This is a genomic window from Burkholderia humptydooensis, assembly GCF_001513745.1.
In the GTDB taxonomy this organism is placed as follows: Bacteria; Pseudomonadota; Gammaproteobacteria; order Burkholderiales; family Burkholderiaceae; genus Burkholderia; species Burkholderia humptydooensis.
Genome location: NZ_CP013380.1, coordinates 2,088,214 through 2,104,996 on the forward strand (window position 1 = coordinate 2,088,214; position 16,783 = coordinate 2,104,996).

Genomic DNA, 16,783 nt, shown 5'->3' on the forward strand with positions numbered 1-16,783 from the left:
CCGGCAGAGGAGGCACCGCATGGACGAACTGCAACCGATGGCGGCGCTCCCCGACGGCCTCGGTTCGTCTGAAGTGACCGAGCGCAGGCAGCGCGGCGACGTCAACCGGATCGAGCGCCGGACCAGCCGCAGCCTCGCCGACATCGTGCGCGCCAACGTGTTCACGCGCTTCAACGCGCTCCTCGGCTCGCTGTGCGCCGCGGTGCTCATTGCGGGCCCGTGGCAGGACGCGCTGTTCGGCGGCGTGCTTGTGGCGAACTCGCTCATCGGCATCTTTCAGGAATGGCGGGCGAAGCGCACGCTCGATCGTCTCGCGCTGCTTCACCAGCCGCGCACGCACGTGCGCCGCGACGGGCGGACGATCGAAATCGACGTTGCCGACATCGTGAAGGACGACCTGATCGGGATCGGGCGCGGCGCGCAGATCGTGGTCGACGGTGTCGTCGCGGCTTCTGCCGGGCTGCAAGTCGACGAGTCGCTGCTGACCGGAGAATCCGAGCCGCAGGACAAGGCGTGTGGGGCGCGGCTGCTGTCCGGCAGCTTCGTCGTCGCGGGGCAGGGCTGGTATCGCGCAACGGCCGTCGGACAGCAGGCGTGGGCGCACCGGCTCGCGGCGCAGGCGCGGCGCTTCGCGCCCGCGCGTTCGGAGCTCGCGGCCGGCATCAACCGTATCCTGCGCTACGCCGGGTGGGCGATCGCGCCGCTGTCGGTATTGCTGGTCGCGACCCAACTGTTGCGTCAGATGCCCTTTGCCCAAGCGGTGCTGTTTTCCGCGGGCGGCGTCGTCGGCATGGTGCCGGAGGGGCTGGTGCTGCTCACGAGCGTCGCCCTCGCGGTCGGTACGATGCGGCTCGCGCGACGCGGCACGCTGATGCAGGCGTTGCCGGCCATCGAGACGCTGGCGCGTGTCGACGTGGTGTGCATCGACAAGACCGGTACGCTCACGCAAGGCGAGCCCGTCCTCGAGCAGGTCGAGATGCTCGCCGGCGACGGCGCGGCGCACGATGCGCTTGCCGCGCTCGTCCTCGGCGAACCCGCGCCGAATGCCACATTGCGCGCCATCGCCTCCCGCTATGCGGTCTCGCCGGGCTGGCAAGCCAACCGCACCGTGCCGTTCTCCTCCGCGAGAAAGTGGGCCGGCGCATCGTTCGGCGAACGCGGCACCTGGGTGCTCGGTGCGCCGGATGTCATGCTCGCCGGCGCCGCGATGGCCGACGACGTGCGCGCGGCCGTGTCCCGCCATGCGCACGACGGGCGCAGAGTGCTGCTGCTTGCGCGTTCGGACCTGCCGCTTGCCGATGATGGGCTACCGCGGCCGTTGACGCCCGTCGCGCTGGTGCTGCTCGCGGAGCGCATCCGGGACGATGCGCCCGGCACCGTGGCGTGGTTTGCCGCAGAGGGCGTCTCGCTGAAGGTGATCTCCGGCGATCACCCGGATACGGCGGCCGAAGTCGCCCGGCGCGTGGGCATCGCGTCTGCATGGACGGGCGTCGATGCCCGCGCGTTATCCGACGACGGGGCGCTGCTCGGCGAACTGATGGAGCGTGAGTCCGTATTCGGCCGCGTCTCGCCGCGGCAGAAGGCGGCGATGGTTGCGGCGTTGCGGGCCCGCGGCCATGTGGTCGCGATGGTCGGCGACGGCGTGAACGATCTCCTTGCGCTCAAGGAAGCCGACATCGGCATCGCAATGGGCGGGGGCAGCAGCGCGGCGGCGGCCGTCGCCCAGGCGGTGCTGACCGACAACCGCTTCGCGAGCCTGCCCGCGATCGTGAACGAAGGCAGGAGGGTCATCGGCAACATCGAGCGGGTCGCCAATCTGTTCGTGACGAAAACGGTGTATGCGATGCTGCTCGCTTTCGCAGTGGGCATCGCCGATCTCGCCTTTCCGTTTCTCCCGCGGCATCTGACGCTGGTCGGCTCGCTGACCATCGGCATCCCGGCGTTCTTTCTGTCGCTCGAACCGAGCGCCGAGCGCGCGAAGAGCGGCTTCGTCGAACGCGTGCTGCACTTCACGGTGCCTTCCGGCGTGCTGGCGGCCATCGCGACGTTCGCGGCCTACGCGATCACGCTCAGCTATCTCCACGGCACGCTCGATCAGGCGCGGACTGCCGCGACCGTGACGCTGTGCGCCATCGCGCTCTGGATTCTTGCGCAGCTTGCGCGGCCGTTCAACGCCTCGCGGCTGGGCATCGTCGCGGGGATGGCCGCCGCGTTCACCGCCATTGTCGTCGTTGGGCGATTGCGGACCTTCTTTGCGATCGAAGTGCTGCCTGTGCGGATTTGGCTCGGCGCGACCAGCATTTCAATGCTGGCATGTTCAGGCATGCACGCGCTCACGATCCGATCCCGCGCCGGTGAAGCGCCATCGACAGACGGCGACGCCGCGGCAACAAAACCGGTCCTGCACGCACTGCTGTCCCTGTGGCGGGCGCACATCGTATTCGTCACGGCGACGCTGATGCTGATCGTCGGCAGTGTCTGGCTGTTCCTCGGCGTGCTGGAGGACGTGATTTCGCGGGACCCGCTCCTGCAGGCGGACCTCATTGTCTGGCGCGTCTTGCAAGACATCCGGCCGTCGTGGCTCGACAGCATGATGACCGGGCTGTCCGAGCTGGGCGACGCGGCAGTGGTCGTTCCCGTCGTGCTGGTCGTGCTCTCGTGGCTGATCTGGCATCGGCTCTGGCGTGCGGCGCTGTACTGGCTCGCCGCGGTGGGCGGCGCCGAAGTCATCGTCAAACTGTTCAAGCTCCTGCTGCATCGTGCCCGGCCGAATCCGTTCGCCGCGGGCATCGAGAGCTTCTCCTTTCCAAGCAGTCACGCGACGCTTGCCCTGGTCGCGTACGGGTTCCTTGCGTTTCTGCTAAGTGCGGGCGCGGGCCAGCGACATCGAACACGCGTCGCGATTCTCGTCGCAACAACGATCGCGGTGACGTTAATCGCCACGTCACGCCTTTATCTGGGCGTGCACTGGGTATCCGACGTCGTCGCCGGCGCGAGCCTGGGTCTCGCATGGGTCGCGGGTCTCGCCATCGCATACTCGCTCCGGGAAAACCCGTCCATCGGGTCGAGGAAGCTCACGGGGATCGTCGTGATCACGATGCTGGCGGCCGCCGCGCTGCACATTGTTCGGCATCACGACGCCGACGTGGCGCTCTACGCGCCGACCCGCCATATCGAGCGAATGACGGCTGCGCAATGGCGCTCGCATGGATGGCGTGCGCTGCCCGTGGGGCGGGTCGCGGTGGTGGGCCGGATCGACGAGCCGTTCACCATTCAGTGGGCCGGGGCCGCCACCGCGATCGGGCGCGCCCTGCAGGCCGCGGGCTGGCGAACGGCTCCCGGCGGCCCGGCCTGGGCGCCGTGGACGGGGCGTCGCGCGGTGGTCCTCAAGTTCCATGACGGCGCCCCGCCAGCCATGACATTCGTGCAAGGCGACGCGGCTTCGCCGGACATGCAGGCCGTGCTGCGGCTGTGGCGAGGCGACCACGTCATTGAACGGCCGAGCGGGTCGTCAGCCGATCGCGACGTTCCAGTCTGGGTCGGCACCGTCACGCGCGAGCGCGCTTCGGCTGCCGGCTCATGGACGTTTTCCGCCCCGTCGGTCGACGAGGATTTCACGTCACCGGCACGCGCGTTCGCCCAGCAGTTCCCTGGCGCGCGCAGCGTGACGCGCGATGATGCGGCAAGCGCGCGCTTCCGGCGCTGGGACCGCCGCGTGTGGCTCATCGAAAGCGGCGAGATCCACGAAGCAGCATGCATGGGATCATGCGAGGCGGTATATCTACGATGTTCACGTCGGTCGGGCCGAGATCAGCAACGTGCTTGCCGAAAACGCCCGGCGCTGTGTCGCGCTCGGTCGGAAAAACTATCTGTTCGTCGGCTCCGACAGCGGGCGCGAGCAGTCCACGAAAGCCCCGCGGCGTTGCAGCGCATGCTGAACGGCGCCCGGACTCAAGGGCTCGCCGAAGTCGACGCGCGGGGTGAGGACAGCAGCAGGCTGGTGAGCTTGCCCAGCATCGTGACCGGCGTAGGCCGATGTCGATCCGCGCGGCTGATGGCGGCGCGCGTCGCCGCGGCCGCGATGGGCGCGGCGGCCTCGTCGGGCGAGCGATAGCGCTTGAGTACCGCGCGCACATAAAGCTGCGTCTCCCGATACGGCGGGATTTTCCGGCCGGCCTTCATCACCGCGCCTTCGCCTGCGTTGTAGCCGGCGACGGCGAGTTCGAGATTGTCGTCGAAGGTCTTCAGCAGCCATTTCAGGTAAGTCGCGCCCGCCCGCAGGTTGGTGTCGGGATCGGCGAGATCGGTAAAGCCGAAGCGGCGGCCGGTCTCGGGCATCACCTGCATCAGGCCCACGGCGCCCTTGGGGGAGCGCGCGTCGGCGTCGTAGCGCGATTCGGTTTCGATCATCGCGTGCAGCAGTCGGGCGTCGAGCTCGAACTGCCGCGCGACCGCGTCGATCAACGCATCGTAGCGCGCGCCGTGCGCGGCGGGTTGGGGCCCGGCCGGGCCGGGAGGCGCAACGGGTGGCGCAGGCGCGGCTTGCGCGTGCGCCGGGTCGCCGTCGGCCTGAACCGGTTCGACGCGGGTCCAGACGAGCGGCGCGGGCGCATCCTGCGCGGTGGCCGACAGCGCGCGCGTGAGCATGAGCGCGGCGAGCACGAGCCGCCCCACGCGGCGCTGGCGGTCCAGTCGCGGCGGATCAGGCGGACGGACGGGACACGTCGTCGTCATAGTGATCGGGATCGTAGTCGAGATGCATGACGAGCCGCAGGATATGCGCGACGGGCTCGAACAGGTCGGGCGGAATGACCTGGCCGACCGCGAGGCGTGCGGCGAGCGCGCGCGCGACCGGCACGTTCTCGACGACCGGCACGCCAGCGCGCTCGGCGAGCGCGACGATATGCAGCGCGCGCTTGCCGTGCCCTGTCTCGACGACTTCCGGCAGCGGGGCCGCGATGGGGTCGTAGTAGAGGCAGACGGCGACGTGGGTCGGATTGCGAACGACCACGGTCGACTTCGCCACGTTCGAGGCGAGACTGCCGCTTTGCACCTCGCGGTGGATTTCCTTGCGCTTGTGCTTCATCTCGGGATTGCCTTCCGAATTCTTGAATTCCTGCTTGATATCCTCGATCGACATCATCAGTTGCTTGGTCGTGTTGTAGCGCTGGAACGCGAAGTCGGCGAGACCGAACAGCACATAGAAGCCGATCAGCGCGGCCCACATCCAGTAGAGGAGCCGCACGCTGACCGCGAAGCCGCACTCGACGCTGCATAGCGGCAGGAATTGCAGCGACGGCGCGTATTCGCGGATCAGGTAATAGAAGATGAGCGACAGCACGCCGACTTTGAACAGCGACTTCGCGAACTCGAACAGGCTCTTCATCGAGAACATCTGTTTCGCATTATTGATTGGGTTGATCTTGTCGACGGACGGCTTCAGCGCCTCGGACGCGAGCAAGGGGCCGATCTGCGCGACGACCGCGATCACGGTCACGCCGATCACGACGAGCGCGAGGCCGATCACGAAGCGCGTGACCACCGCGCCGAGAACGCCGAGCCAATGGCCGAGCGCGGTGACGAGATCGTCGTTGATGACGTCGATGGACGCGCGGGTAAGCGTCTCGAACGCTTGCATCAGATGCGGGCCTTCGAACAGGAAGTAGCCGAGCAGGACCGCCAACTGCGCGCCGCTCGTGATCTCGACGCTCTTCGCGACCTGGCCCTTGCGGCGCGCATCGGCGCGCTTCTTGGCGGTGGGCTGCTCGGTCTTCTCGCTCATCGCAGTCGGTTCGTCAGCGCGGCAGCGTGCTCGACGAGCCGAAGGCTTTCAGAGAGCGGCAGTTGGAACGCGAAGTTCGCGCAGATGATCATCATCAGCAGCGCAAATGCGCTCTTGATCGGCATCGCGACGAAGAACACATTGAGCTGCTGCGCCGAGCGATTGACGAGCCCGAGCGCCATGTCGACCAGCAGGATCGCGACGATCGCGGGCATCGCGAAGCGCAGGCACAGCGTGTACATCAATTGCCATTGCTGGCCGAGAAAGTCGAGCGCGGCCGGTCGAAAGCGGAACGCCGCGCCGGGCGGCAGCGTCAGGTAGGACGCGTAGAGGGCTTCGAGCAGCGCATGAAAGCCGCCGAACATCATGAACAGCAGCGAGAACACCTGCGAGAATACGATGCCCATCATCGACGATTGCTGGCCGAGCAAGGGATTCAGCACGCTCGCCATCGAGGCGCCGCGCATCGTGTCGATCAGGAATCCCGCCATGTCGAGCGCCCAGAACGGCACCGCCGCGCAGAAGCCGATCACGAGGCCGATGCTCAGTTCGCCGCACGCAAGCCACAGATAGGCGGCCCACGACCGCGCGCCGTCGACGGCGGGCCACAGATCGTGCAGGGCGAGCACCGGCAGCGAGATCGCCAACACCAGCGCGTTGCGCGCGAGCGTGCCGCCGAGCGTGCCGGTACTGAACACCGGCACCAGCAGCATCGCGCCGAGCGGGCGCAGCATCGACAGCGCGACCATCGGCAGCCATTCGCCGGCCATCGCGGCCGTCATGGCCTCATCCCGCCGATCTGGTTGAAGCTCTGGGTCGCGTAGTTGATCAGCACGTCGCCCATCCAGTGATAGGTGGCGGCGAGCGTGACTGCGACGGCCAGCAGCTTGATCAGGAACTGGATCGTCTGATCCTGTACCTGGGTCAGCGCTTGCACGAGGCTCACGAGGATGCCTACCACCGACGCGACCACCACTACCGGCAGCGACAGCAGCAGCACGAGCCACATCATCTGCGCGGCCAACTGGGTAATGACGGCTTCGCTCATGGGGCAGGCGGGCGCGACGCGCTCAGTGGAACGACAGGACGAGCTGGCCGAGCAGCTTTTCCCAGCCGTTGATCAGCACGAACACGAGCAGCTTGAGCGGCAGCGCGATCGTCATTGGCGAGACCATCATCATGCCCATCGCAAGCAGCACGTTGGACACGATCAGGTCGATCGCGACGAACGGCAGGAACAGGAGCAGGCCGATCTTGAACGCCTCGATCAGTTGGCTGATCGCGAACGCCGGTATCAGCACGATCAGCGAATCGTCCGGAATGCGGTTGCGGTACGGCTCGGGCCAGGTGCGATGGCCGATGTCTGCAAAGAAGCGCACCTGGGCTCGGGCGGTGTTGCGCGCCAGAAAGTCGCGGTACGGCGCGAGGATCGTTGTCTCGACCTGCTGCGTGAACTGCTTGTCGTCGAGCTGTACGGGATGCTCGGCGAGGTTGTCCTGGATCGCGAGCCCGACGGGCGCCATGATGAACAGCGTCAGCACGAGCGCGAGCCCGTACAGCGCGATGTTCGGCGGGATCTGCTGCGTGCCGAGCGCGTTGCGTAGCAGCGCGAACACGACTGCGAGCTTGAGGAACGAGGATCCGAGCACCATCAGCAGCGGCAGGATCGACAACGCGAACAACACCACGATCAATTGAACGGGCTGGTCGAGCACGCTCATGCATCACTCCGCAGGAAATCTTCATCGGGGCCATTGTGGGGCGCACGCACCGCGACGCCCATCCGGCGTAGACCTGAACCGGCGGCGCGCCCGCGCGACTACACGAAGTGCTCGATGCGGATCGCGAGGCGTCCGTCGATGTCGAGCAGCATCCCGCGCGCGAACGGCCTGCCGCCGATCTTCAGCGTGCACAGGCCGTCGCCGATCGCGGGGCCTTCCAGGATGTCGCCGGACCTGAGCGCGGCGAGCCGGTCGAGCGGCACGTCGATCGCCGCGGCCTGCGCGACGATCCGCACGCTGGCGTCCAGCGGCAACACGAGGGGCAGCGTCGCCGCGGGGTCCGCGGGCTCGACGTCCAGCCAGTCGTCAAAGGTTTCCATCGTGACTCCTATCGTGTAGCCGAGCGCGTCGCGGCGGATGACGCTGGCGAGCGGCCGGTCGGTAAAAAGGCCCAGTTCGCCGTCGGCGACGGCGTAGGCGTGGTGTAGCAGCAGTGCGTCGCCGCGGTGCAGGCGCGCAAGCTGCGTGGTGTCGATGCAGCTCCAGCCCGCGATCAACGCGACGCGCAACGCGGGCGCGGGCGCGGGGCGGTCGGGCGCATCGCCGGGCGGGGCGTCGAGCGGATCGAGGCCGGCGGCCAGTTGCGCAATCCAGGTGCTCGGCGCATCGAGGATCTGCAGGTCGAGCGTCGCGCCCTCGCGTTCGAGGCGCAGCAGCCAGCGGTTCGTGATCGAGCAGGCCTCGGGCTCGACGGCTTCGGCTTGCGGCCACGCGAGGCCGGCCGCCGCGGCGCACGGCGCGACGCAGGCGAAGGTCCAGGCGGCCAGCGCCGAGCGCAGTTCATCGGGAACGGCGTGCCAGTCGGCGACAGGCAGCACGGGAGCAATCCAGCGGCACCATTGCGCGCTGTCGCACCAGACGCGTACCACGGCGTCGCCGGCGCGGCTGGTCAGGATGAGGCCCGTGCCGCCGCCGCGGCGAAATAGCAGGGTCAAGGCGTCCGTGTCGCGCCGATACGCGCGGCCGTGCCCGAGCGTGCGCAGGACGGGGGCCGTGCCGGCGTCAAGCGGGATCGTTCGCATCGCGCCAGGTCACGACGGTGGGGCCCGCGAAGCGGGCGGCGCAGGCCGCCTCGATTCGCGCGCGATGACGCGCGACGAGCGCGCGCTGGCCGGCGTTGGCCGGGACGAGCGTGATGGTCAGCGTGCCCTGTTGCAGGCGCGCCTGCACGACGAGCCCAGCGAAGCGGCCGCGGGTCAGGCGCCAGCTCAGCGCATCCGCGGCCACGCCGGGGCGGCCGTGGAGCCGTTCGAAGCGGGCCGCTGCCGCAGGCGCGACGGACAGGCGACGGCGGGCCGCGTCGTCGCCGTCATGCGCATCGCGCTCGTCGTGGGGTCTCGTCAGGCAATTGGCGAAGCGCCGCACGTCGGCGACCTGCACGACACGCGGCGCTCTGGCCGCGTCTGCCACGCGCGAACCGGCCGACGGGCCGGGCTTGAACTGAACGGACATCGTGTCACTCCAGCAAGGTCTTGAGTTTTTCGTGATCGATCTGCGCGCGGCGCAGCAGCGCACGCTGCTGATCGCGCTCGAGCCGCAGCTCCGTGCATTGCGCATCGACCAGCTCGACGCGATCGACGAGCGTCTGGTCGCGATGGTGATAGCCGGCCAGCTCGTGCTTGAGCAATTGCAGCGAGGCGTGGTCGTGCACCCTGTCGACGGCGCTGCAGGTACGCCAGGCATTCCATAGTGCGCGCCGTTCGTCGAGCAAGGCGGCCTTGTCGGCGAGCAGGGCGGTTTCGCGCTGGTCGAGCAGCGCGAGCGCGGCGCGGATGTTGCGTTCGCGCCGCACTTTGAGCTCCATGAGCGTGGTCAGGGTCGAGCGTCCACTGTGGTCCATAACTGTTCTAGCGTTTGATCGAAGGAGGTTTTATCCGTGACGGACTGACAGAGGAATTGCCGGATCGCCTCGCGGCGGGCGAGGGCGTCGTCGGCTTCGGGATCGGCGCCGTGCCGGTATTCGCCGACCCGCACCAGCAGCTCGATGTCGCGATACACGGCGTCTAGCCGACGCAGCCGCGCCGCGCCGTCGCGATGGCGCGTGGCGACGATCTGGCTCATCACGCGGCTCACGCTCGCGCCGACGTCGATCGCCGGATAGTGATTCGCCTCGGCGAGCTTGCGCGACAGCACGATGTGGCCGTCGAGGATCGAGCGCACCTCGTCCGCGACGGGCTCGTTCAGGTTGTCGCCCTCGACGAGCACTGTGTAGAGGCCGGTGATGCTGCCCGTGGCGGCCGGGCCTGCGCGTTCGAGCAGGCCCGGCAGGCGCGCGAAGAAGCTGGGCGGATAGCTGCCGGCCGCGGGCTTTTCGCCGGCGGCGAGGCCGATTTCGCGCGCCGCGCGCGCGAAGCGGGTCAGCGAATCCATCATCAGCAGCACGTCGCGGCCCTGGTCGCGGAAGTGCTCGGCGATCGCGGTGGCGGTATAGGCCGCCTTCAGCCGCTCGAGCGCGGGGCGGTCGGAGGTGGCCACCACGACGATCGCACGTGCGCGCGCCTCGGGCGTGAGCGTGTGTTCGAGAAACTCACGCACCTCGCGACCGCGCTCGCCGATTAGTGCGAGCACGGTCACGTCGGCGAGGCTGCCGTCGCAGATCATGCCGAGTAGCGTGCTCTTGCCGCCGCCGGCGGCCGCGAAGATGCCGACGCGCTGGCCGCGCCCGCAGGTCAGGAGGCCGTCGATCGCCCGCACGCCGAGCGGCAAGGGCGTATCGATGATCGCGCGGCGCAGCGGATCGGGCGCGGAGCGCGCCAGATCGACCCAGGTGGCGCTGTCCGGCACGTCCGGGCCGTGGTCGAACAGACGACCGAGGCCATCGACCACGCGGCCGAGCAGGAACGTGCCAACCGGGATCCGGTGCGCACGGCCGAGCGGCCGCACCGCGCAGCCGGCGGCGATGCCGCGCGGTTCCGCAAACGGCGACAGCAGCGCGGTGTCGCCTTCGATCGACACGACTTCGGCGTCGATGCCAGCGGGTTCGAGGCGGCAGAGCTCCGCGAGCCCCACGTGCGGCAGCGTCGCGCGCAAGAGCGTCGGGCCGACCTCGGTCACGCGGCCGAAGCGGGTGTGCGCAACGGGCGCGTCGCCGCGCGGCACGAGGCGTGCGGCGACGCGCGCGCGCAACTGGTCGGGGTCAGGCAAGCGCATCGGCAGGCTCCCCGATCAGGTCGATGGTGCCGATCACGCGGAGCTCGGCTTCGTCGCCGATCTCCTGGAACGACAGCACGGCAAGGCCGCCGAATTCCCGCTCGACCATCTTGCGGATGAAACGGCGCACGTCGACCGCCGTCAGCAGCACGACGCGGCGCAGGTCGGCATCGGCGAGCGCGGCGCGGATCTGGCCGAGGATGGCGCGGCTGGATTCGGCGCTCAGCGACGAATACGAGCCGGCGGCGGTCTGGCGGATCGACTCGCGCACCATCGCCTCGATACGGTCGCCGATCATCCAGCCGCTGATCCATGCCTGGCCCGCGCGATAGCGCGCGCCGATGTGGCGGCGCAGCGCGATGCGCACATACTCGACGAGCATCACCGGATCCTTCTCGCGCGGCGCCCATTCGATCAGCGCCTCGAAGATGCTGCGCAGGTCGCGCACCGAAATGCCTTCCTCGACGAGCCGCTGCAACACGTCCGCGATTCGCCCGATCGGCATCTGGCGCTGCACCTCCTTCACGAGTTCCGCGTAGCGCGCTTCCATCGCGTCCATCAGAAAGCGGGTCTCCTGCACGCCGACGAACTGGTTCGCGAAGCGCTCGACGACGAGCGACAGACAGTGGGCGATGCGCGCCTCGTCCCGGTGCAGCACGATGCCGAGCGCAGCGAGCGTATCGGCTTGCCCCGGCGCGATCCAGTGCAGACGTAGCTTGCCGAACGGCAGCGTGTCGACGCGCTCGCTGTGCGCGACGCCCGCACCGCGCGCGTCGGCGAGCAGCAGATCGCGCGGCACACTGAGCGCCAGCACGGGTTCCTGGTACAGCAGCACCTCGACCGTGTCGGCGTCGAGATCGGCGGCGGCCTGCAGGTGGATGTCGGGCAAGGGCAGGCCCAACTGCTCAAAGGTGCGCCAGCGCAGCGCTTCGAGCGCGTCGGCCAGCTTGTCGGCGCGCGCGGCGGATTCCGCGAAGCGGATCATCAGCGGCACGGCTCCCGGCGTCATCGCGGTGTCGGCCGGGCCGGCGCCGTTCGCCGCGCCCGGCGCCGCGCCGTTCGCGGCATGCGCCGCGCCAGCCGTGCCCGCGCGGCGGCCGCGCCGCTTGAGCAGCCAGGCCCCGCCGAGCATCAGTGCGGCCAGCGCGAGGAAGTACGCCACCGGAAAGCCCGGCAGCACCGCGAACACCAGCAGCACGGCGCCTGCGAGCCACAGGGCCTGGGGTTGCCGGCCGATCTGCTCGGTGAGGTCCGCCGCGAGTGACTGGCGGACCTCGCCGGGCACGCGCGTGACGATGATGCCGGCCGTGATCGAAATCAGCAGCGCGGGAATCTGGCCGATCAGGCCGTCGCCGATCGACAGGATCGCGTAGGTCGACATCGCCTCGCTCGCGCTCATGCCGTGCATGAACACGCCGACGGCCGTGCCACCCAGGATGTTGACGAGGATGATGATGATGCCCGCGATGGCATCGCCCTTGACGAACTTCATTGCGCCGTCCATCGCGCCGTACAGTTGGCTTTCCTTCTGGACGAGGCCGCGCTGGCGGCGCGCCTCGTTGGCGTCGATGATGCCGGCGCGCATGTCGCCGTCGATGCTCATCTGCTTGCCGGGCATACCGTCGAGCGAGAAGCGCGCGCCGACCTCCGCGACGCGCTCCGAGCCCTTCGTGATGACGATGAACTGGACGATCGTGATGATCACGAACACGATCAGCCCGACGCCGAGATTGCCGCCCACGGCGAAGCTGCCGAAGGTGTAGACGATCTCGCCCGCGTCGGCCTGCAGCAGGATCAGGCGGGTGGTGCTGATCGTCAGCGCGAGCCGGTACAGCGTTGTGATCAGCAGGACCGACGGGAACGCAGCGAATTCGAGCGGGTCGCGGATGTAGAGCGACATCATCAGCAGGATGATCGCGATCATCAGGTTGAACGCGATCATCAGATCGACGAGCCCCGTCGGCAGCGGCACGATCATCATGAACACCGCGACGAGCAGCAGCACCGCGAGCGCGATGTCCTGGCGCGACGCGACGAGCGCCAGCCAGCGGCTGATCCGGTTCACCGTGCGTCCCCCGCGTGCGTGTCGAGCAGGCGGCGCAGCGTGCGATGCGCGTCGAGCCACGCGCCGACGTCGTGCGCGGCGTCGAGCGTGCAACTGAGCATCAGGTCGCGGCGCAGCACGCAGGCCCGCAGGACCAGGCCGCCGTGGCGGGCCGGATCGCAGCGTCCGACGAGTCGTCGCAGGGCGTCGTCGCGTCGCGCAGCCTCGACCGGCCGCGCGACGGACAGCACCAGTCGCGCGCCGACGGCCTCGATGAAGACGCGCAGCGGCGGTTGGGCGAATTCGAGGCGCGGCGCGATGCGCGAGCAGGGCAATTCGAGCAGTCGCAGGAACTGTTCCAGCTTGCGCTCCGTTTGCAAATCCATTCGACTCCTGAAGGAAAAGCCCTTCCGCGGCGGAAAGGCACGACGCATCTTCTATAATTGCGGTCGCACGAACCATCCGGCGAAGACCTGAAAAGGGCCTGTGCAGCCATGACTTAAGGACTGCACGCGCTGGACTCTTGATGGAAAAAAACATGCGCCCATTCTGGGAAAAATCGCTGACGGCACGCATCGTCGCGATCCTTTGCTGCGCGATGGTTTTGTTCTGGATGTTGTCCGAAGCAATCAGCTTTTACTACCGCTACCAGGGGACGCAAAGCGAACTGCGCGATGTGCTGAGCTGGGAGCTCAAGGAGGTCGTCGGTCGCGAGAATCGTCGCTTCGACGATGCGCAGCACCATACGCGTGCGCTGCTGTGGGTCTGGAAGACCCTGAACCAGCGCCTGACCACGCTCGATCCGGCGGCCGAACCGTCGCCGCACACGATGTTCGTCTCGTTTCCCGACGCGCGCGGCGACGCGGCGCTGGTCCGTCGTGCGCGGGAGATCCTCGGGATCTTCGGCGACGCGGATCCGGAGAGCCGTCGCGACGCGTTCCTGCTGCTGCCGACGGAAGGCATCGTGCTGTATCGCGCGGCGGAAGCCAGCGCCGCCGACATGCAGCGCAAGCTCACCATGCTGATGTCGCTGCGCGGCGCCGCTCAGGCGGGCGGCGACATGCGCTGGAGCGACGCGCACCGGGATTCGCACGGCTTCGTGCAGGTTGCCGCAACTGCGATCGATCGCGAATCGGGCGTGATGGCCGGCCAGAATGTGCGCATCGGCGATCTGTCGCAGTTCAGCAAGGAACTGCATCTCGATCGCGAGCCGCGTTTCGTGCTGCGCTCCGCGCAGGGCGAACTGCTGTGGTCCGACGGCGAGGTGCCCACCGACCTGAACCGGGCGCTGGACCAACTGCCGATGTGCGCGCAGAGCTATTCGCGGCGCGTCAACAACCAATACGTAGTGTGCATGCCGCTCGATGGTCCGCACTGGCAGCTCGCGGTGATTTTCCCGGCGGCGGCCGTCACCGACAAGGTGATGATCTTGCTGCGCCAGACCGTGCCGTGGACGCTCGTGATGCAGCTATGGCTCATCGTCGTGGTGTTCCAGATCCTGCAGTGGCAACTGGGACGGCCGCTCAGGCTGATCGTCGAGACCATCGACGCGCAGCGCGACGGCGACTGGGGCCGCCGGCTGCCCGCGCGCCACGACGACGAGCTCGGGCGGATCGCGCGCGCGTACAACACCTTGCTCAGCACGCTGAACGCGTACCACAAGACCTTGGAGAACAAGGTCGACGAGCGCACCCGCGAGCTGAACGAGGCGAAGCGCATGGCGGAGTCGGCGAATCACAGCAAGAGCGAGCACATCGCGAGCATCAGCCATGAGATCCGCACGCCGCTGAACGGCATCATGGGCGCGCTTGCGCTGCTCGCGCGCAGCCAGTTGCAGCCGCGCCAGCAGGAGCTGGTCGGCGTCGCGCAGCAGTCATCCGGCTACCTGCTCGGGATCGTCAACAACGTGCTCGACTATTCGCGCATCGAGGCTGGCCACCTGGAGCTGGCCTACGAACAGACGCAACTGCTGCCGCTGCTCGACCAGGCAATGCTGACGATCCACCTGCGCGCGAACGAGAAGCATCTCACGCTATCGACCTTCGTCGCGCCCGACGTGCCGCAGCAGATCTGGCTCGATGCGCTGCGGGTGCGGCAGATCCTCATCAACCTGCTCGGCAATGCGGTCAAGTTCACCGATTTCGGCAGCATCCGCCTCGTCGTCGAGCGGCGCGGCAATCGGCTCGCGATGATCGTGGAGGATACGGGCAAAGGCATCCCGCCGTCGTACCAGCTCGACATCTTCAAGCCGTTCGTGCAGGTGCGCGCGCACGACAGCGGCAACGGGCTCGGCCTGCCGATCGCATCGCGGCTCGCGAACCTGATGAACGGCGAGATCCTGATGAGCAGCCAGCTCGGGCGCGGCACCCAGTTCACCGTGCTGCTGCCCCTGCAGCGCGGCGAGGTTGCGCCGACGCCGCTCGCGGGCAGTGTGACGGCGCCCGCGACGCTGCACGCGCAATTGCGCAGTTGGGGGCTGGAGCCCGTCGACGGCGACAATCCGCTCCTGGCGATGCCGGAGCTGTGCTACCTGCCCGGCAAGCTCTACCGCAGCATCGCGCAGGTGCTGCGCGGCGAGGCGGTGCAGGACGATGCGCGGCCGACGGCGATGTGCCCGTGGACGCTCAAGGTGCTCGTCGTCGACGACGTCGCCGTCAATCGCGACATCGTCGGCAAGATGCTGCGCGAACTCGGCCACCAGTGCCAGGCGGCGGCCTCGGGCGAGCGGGCGCTCGCGCTGGGCCGCACCCAGGTGTTCGATCTCGTGCTGATGGACGTGCGGATGCCGGACCTGGACGGGATGGCGACCACGCGCCGCTGGCGTCATGCGGACGAGCGGGTCCTCGATCCCGACACGCCGATCGTGGCGCTGACGGCCAATGCGATGCCCACGGAACACGAGCGAGCGCGGCAGGCGGGAATGAACGCCTATCTGACCAAGCCCGTGTCGCTCGAACAGATGGCGGCCACGCTGAACCAGGTGGCCGCCACGCAGCTCGCGCGCGGCATGGAGCTCGCGCCCAATGCGATAGCGAACATGCCGCTCCTGGACTGGAACGACCAGATGATGCGCGATCAACTGCACAAGACGCTCAAGGAGCTGCACCAGCAGGCGGAAGTGGCGTGGCACGCGAAGGATACCGAAGGCATCCTGAACATTCTGCATTCGCTCAAGGGCTGCGCGGGGCAAGGCGGGCTCGATCTCGTGCGCGAGGGCATCGAGCAGCAGGAGCGGCAGATCCGCTCGGGCCGCTGGGTCAGCCGCCGCGACCTGAGCGACCTGGCCGAGCTGATCGCGCTTCAGTTCACCTGAAGCGGCGCGCCCCGTCTCAATTCAAGCCGAGACGGTGCGCCCAGTTCGTGAGGTCCGCCGCGTTGTGCGCGTCGAGCTTGCGCATCAGGTTCAGGCGATGCGTCTCGACCGTCTTGATCGTGATGGTCAGGCGCTCGGCCACGTCGCGATTGCGGCATCCCTCGGCGATCAGCTTGAGCACCTGACGCTCGCGCGGCGTGAGCGCGACCTCCGCGGGGGCGGCGGACGGCGTGCCGAGCTGCGCGGCGTTCAGCGCCGGATCGAGCGCGGTATGGCCGCGCCAGACCTTCCACAGCGTTTCCAGCAACACCTGCTGCGAACTGTTCTTCAGCACGTAGCCGTTCGCGCCCGCGAGCAGCGCGGCGCTCGCGCGATGCTCGGCGGTGTCGGCCGTCATCACGACGATACCGAGGTCCGACCAGCGGCGGCGCAACTGATGAATCACGTCGATGCCGCTCATCCCGGGCAGGCCGAGATCGAGCAGCACGATATGCGGCGCATGGCGCTGGCACGCCGCATAGACCTCGAGGCCGTCCTCGACTTCCGCGACGACCTTCAGCGGCGGCGCGGCGTCGAGCAGGTTCTTCAGCCCCAACCGCACGACCGGATGATCTTCGACGATCAGGATGCGGACTTCGGCGGGAATAGCGGTATGAGTGACGACGGGCATGGTGGAGTCAGCATGGGATCGAGGGGCGGCCCGCCTCGACTTA

The 16,783-nt window shown here is 68.3% G+C and carries 13 protein-coding genes and 1 pseudogene; 2 read left to right on the forward strand and 12 right to left on the reverse strand.

Going from position 1 to position 16,783, the window contains the following annotated elements:
- Positions 1–19: 19 nt before the first annotated feature.
- Positions 20–3,938: pseudogene (locus AQ610_RS09460) on the forward strand (HAD-IC family P-type ATPase).
- A gap of 13 nt (positions 3,939–3,951) precedes the next feature.
- Here the strand turns inward: AQ610_RS09460 and AQ610_RS33120 are convergent.
- The 11 genes from AQ610_RS33120 to AQ610_RS09510 all read right to left on the reverse strand — a co-directional run bounded on the left by AQ610_RS33120 (position 3,952) and on the right by AQ610_RS09510 (position 13,143).
- Positions 3,952–4,662, reverse strand: a complete 711-nt coding sequence (locus AQ610_RS33120; protein WP_231748901.1) for a lytic transglycosylase domain-containing protein — start codon at positions 4,660–4,662, stop codon at positions 3,952–3,954.
- Between the two features lie 40 nt (positions 4,663–4,702).
- Entirely contained in the window at positions 4,703–5,782 is a 1,080-nt protein-coding gene (locus AQ610_RS09465; RefSeq protein ID WP_006026791.1) for an EscU/YscU/HrcU family type III secretion system export apparatus switch protein, read from the reverse strand.
- Positions 5,779–6,564, reverse strand: a complete 786-nt coding sequence (gene sctT / locus AQ610_RS09470) for a type III secretion system export apparatus subunit SctT (protein WP_006026790.1) — start codon at positions 6,562–6,564, stop codon at positions 5,779–5,781. The genes AQ610_RS09465 and sctT overlap by 4 nt, the downstream gene beginning before the upstream one ends.
- On the reverse strand, positions 6,561–6,830 hold the full coding sequence (locus AQ610_RS09475) for an EscS/YscS/HrcS family type III secretion system export apparatus protein (RefSeq protein WP_009916363.1): 270 nt from the start codon (positions 6,828–6,830) through the stop codon (positions 6,561–6,563). Before AQ610_RS09475 ends, sctT begins: the two co-directional genes overlap by 4 nt.
- Before the next feature lie 22 nt (positions 6,831–6,852).
- Positions 6,853–7,503 (reverse strand): type III secretion system export apparatus subunit SctR, encoded by a 651-nt coding sequence (gene sctR, locus AQ610_RS09480; protein ID WP_006026788.1) that lies wholly within the window; start codon positions 7,501–7,503, stop codon positions 6,853–6,855.
- 98 nt (positions 7,504–7,601) lie between these two features.
- Entirely contained in the window at positions 7,602–8,585 is a 984-nt protein-coding gene (locus tag AQ610_RS09485; protein ID WP_006026787.1) for a type III secretion system protein SepQ, read from the reverse strand.
- Positions 8,566–8,943, reverse strand: a complete 378-nt coding sequence (locus AQ610_RS09490; protein ID WP_230479214.1) for a hypothetical protein — start codon at positions 8,941–8,943, stop codon at positions 8,566–8,568. Before AQ610_RS09490 ends, AQ610_RS09485 begins: the two co-directional genes overlap by 20 nt.
- 76 nt (positions 8,944–9,019) lie before the next feature.
- Positions 9,020–9,403 (reverse strand): hypothetical protein, encoded by a 384-nt coding sequence (locus AQ610_RS09495; protein WP_015600983.1) that lies wholly within the window; start codon positions 9,401–9,403, stop codon positions 9,020–9,022.
- Positions 9,376–10,713: an EscN/YscN/HrcN family type III secretion system ATPase gene (locus AQ610_RS09500; RefSeq protein ID WP_006026784.1), complete on the reverse strand. Its 1,338-nt coding sequence runs from the start codon at positions 10,711–10,713 to the stop codon at positions 9,376–9,378. The genes AQ610_RS09495 and AQ610_RS09500 overlap by 28 nt, the downstream gene beginning before the upstream one ends.
- Positions 10,700–12,778 (reverse strand): EscV/YscV/HrcV family type III secretion system export apparatus protein, encoded by a 2,079-nt coding sequence (locus tag AQ610_RS09505; protein WP_006026783.1) that lies wholly within the window; start codon positions 12,776–12,778, stop codon positions 10,700–10,702. Before AQ610_RS09505 ends, AQ610_RS09500 begins: the two co-directional genes overlap by 14 nt.
- Positions 12,775–13,143, reverse strand: a complete 369-nt coding sequence (locus tag AQ610_RS09510; protein ID WP_006026782.1) for a secretion protein — start codon at positions 13,141–13,143, stop codon at positions 12,775–12,777. The genes AQ610_RS09505 and AQ610_RS09510 overlap by 4 nt, the downstream gene beginning before the upstream one ends.
- A gap of 152 nt (positions 13,144–13,295) precedes the next feature.
- Between AQ610_RS09510 and AQ610_RS09515 the strand changes: the two genes are divergently transcribed.
- The gene (locus AQ610_RS09515) at positions 13,296–16,070 is read left to right on the forward strand and encodes a two component system sensor kinase (RefSeq protein ID WP_231748902.1); all 2,775 of its coding nucleotides are present in this window, start codon (positions 13,296–13,298) and stop codon (positions 16,068–16,070) included.
- A 16-nt stretch (positions 16,071–16,086) separates the two neighbouring features.
- Here the strand turns inward: AQ610_RS09515 and AQ610_RS09520 are convergent, their stop codons facing one another.
- Positions 16,087–16,740, reverse strand: coding sequence for a two component system response regulator (locus tag AQ610_RS09520; RefSeq protein WP_006026780.1), 654 nt, complete (start codon positions 16,738–16,740; stop codon positions 16,087–16,089).
- Between the last annotated feature and the right edge of the window lie 43 nt (positions 16,741–16,783).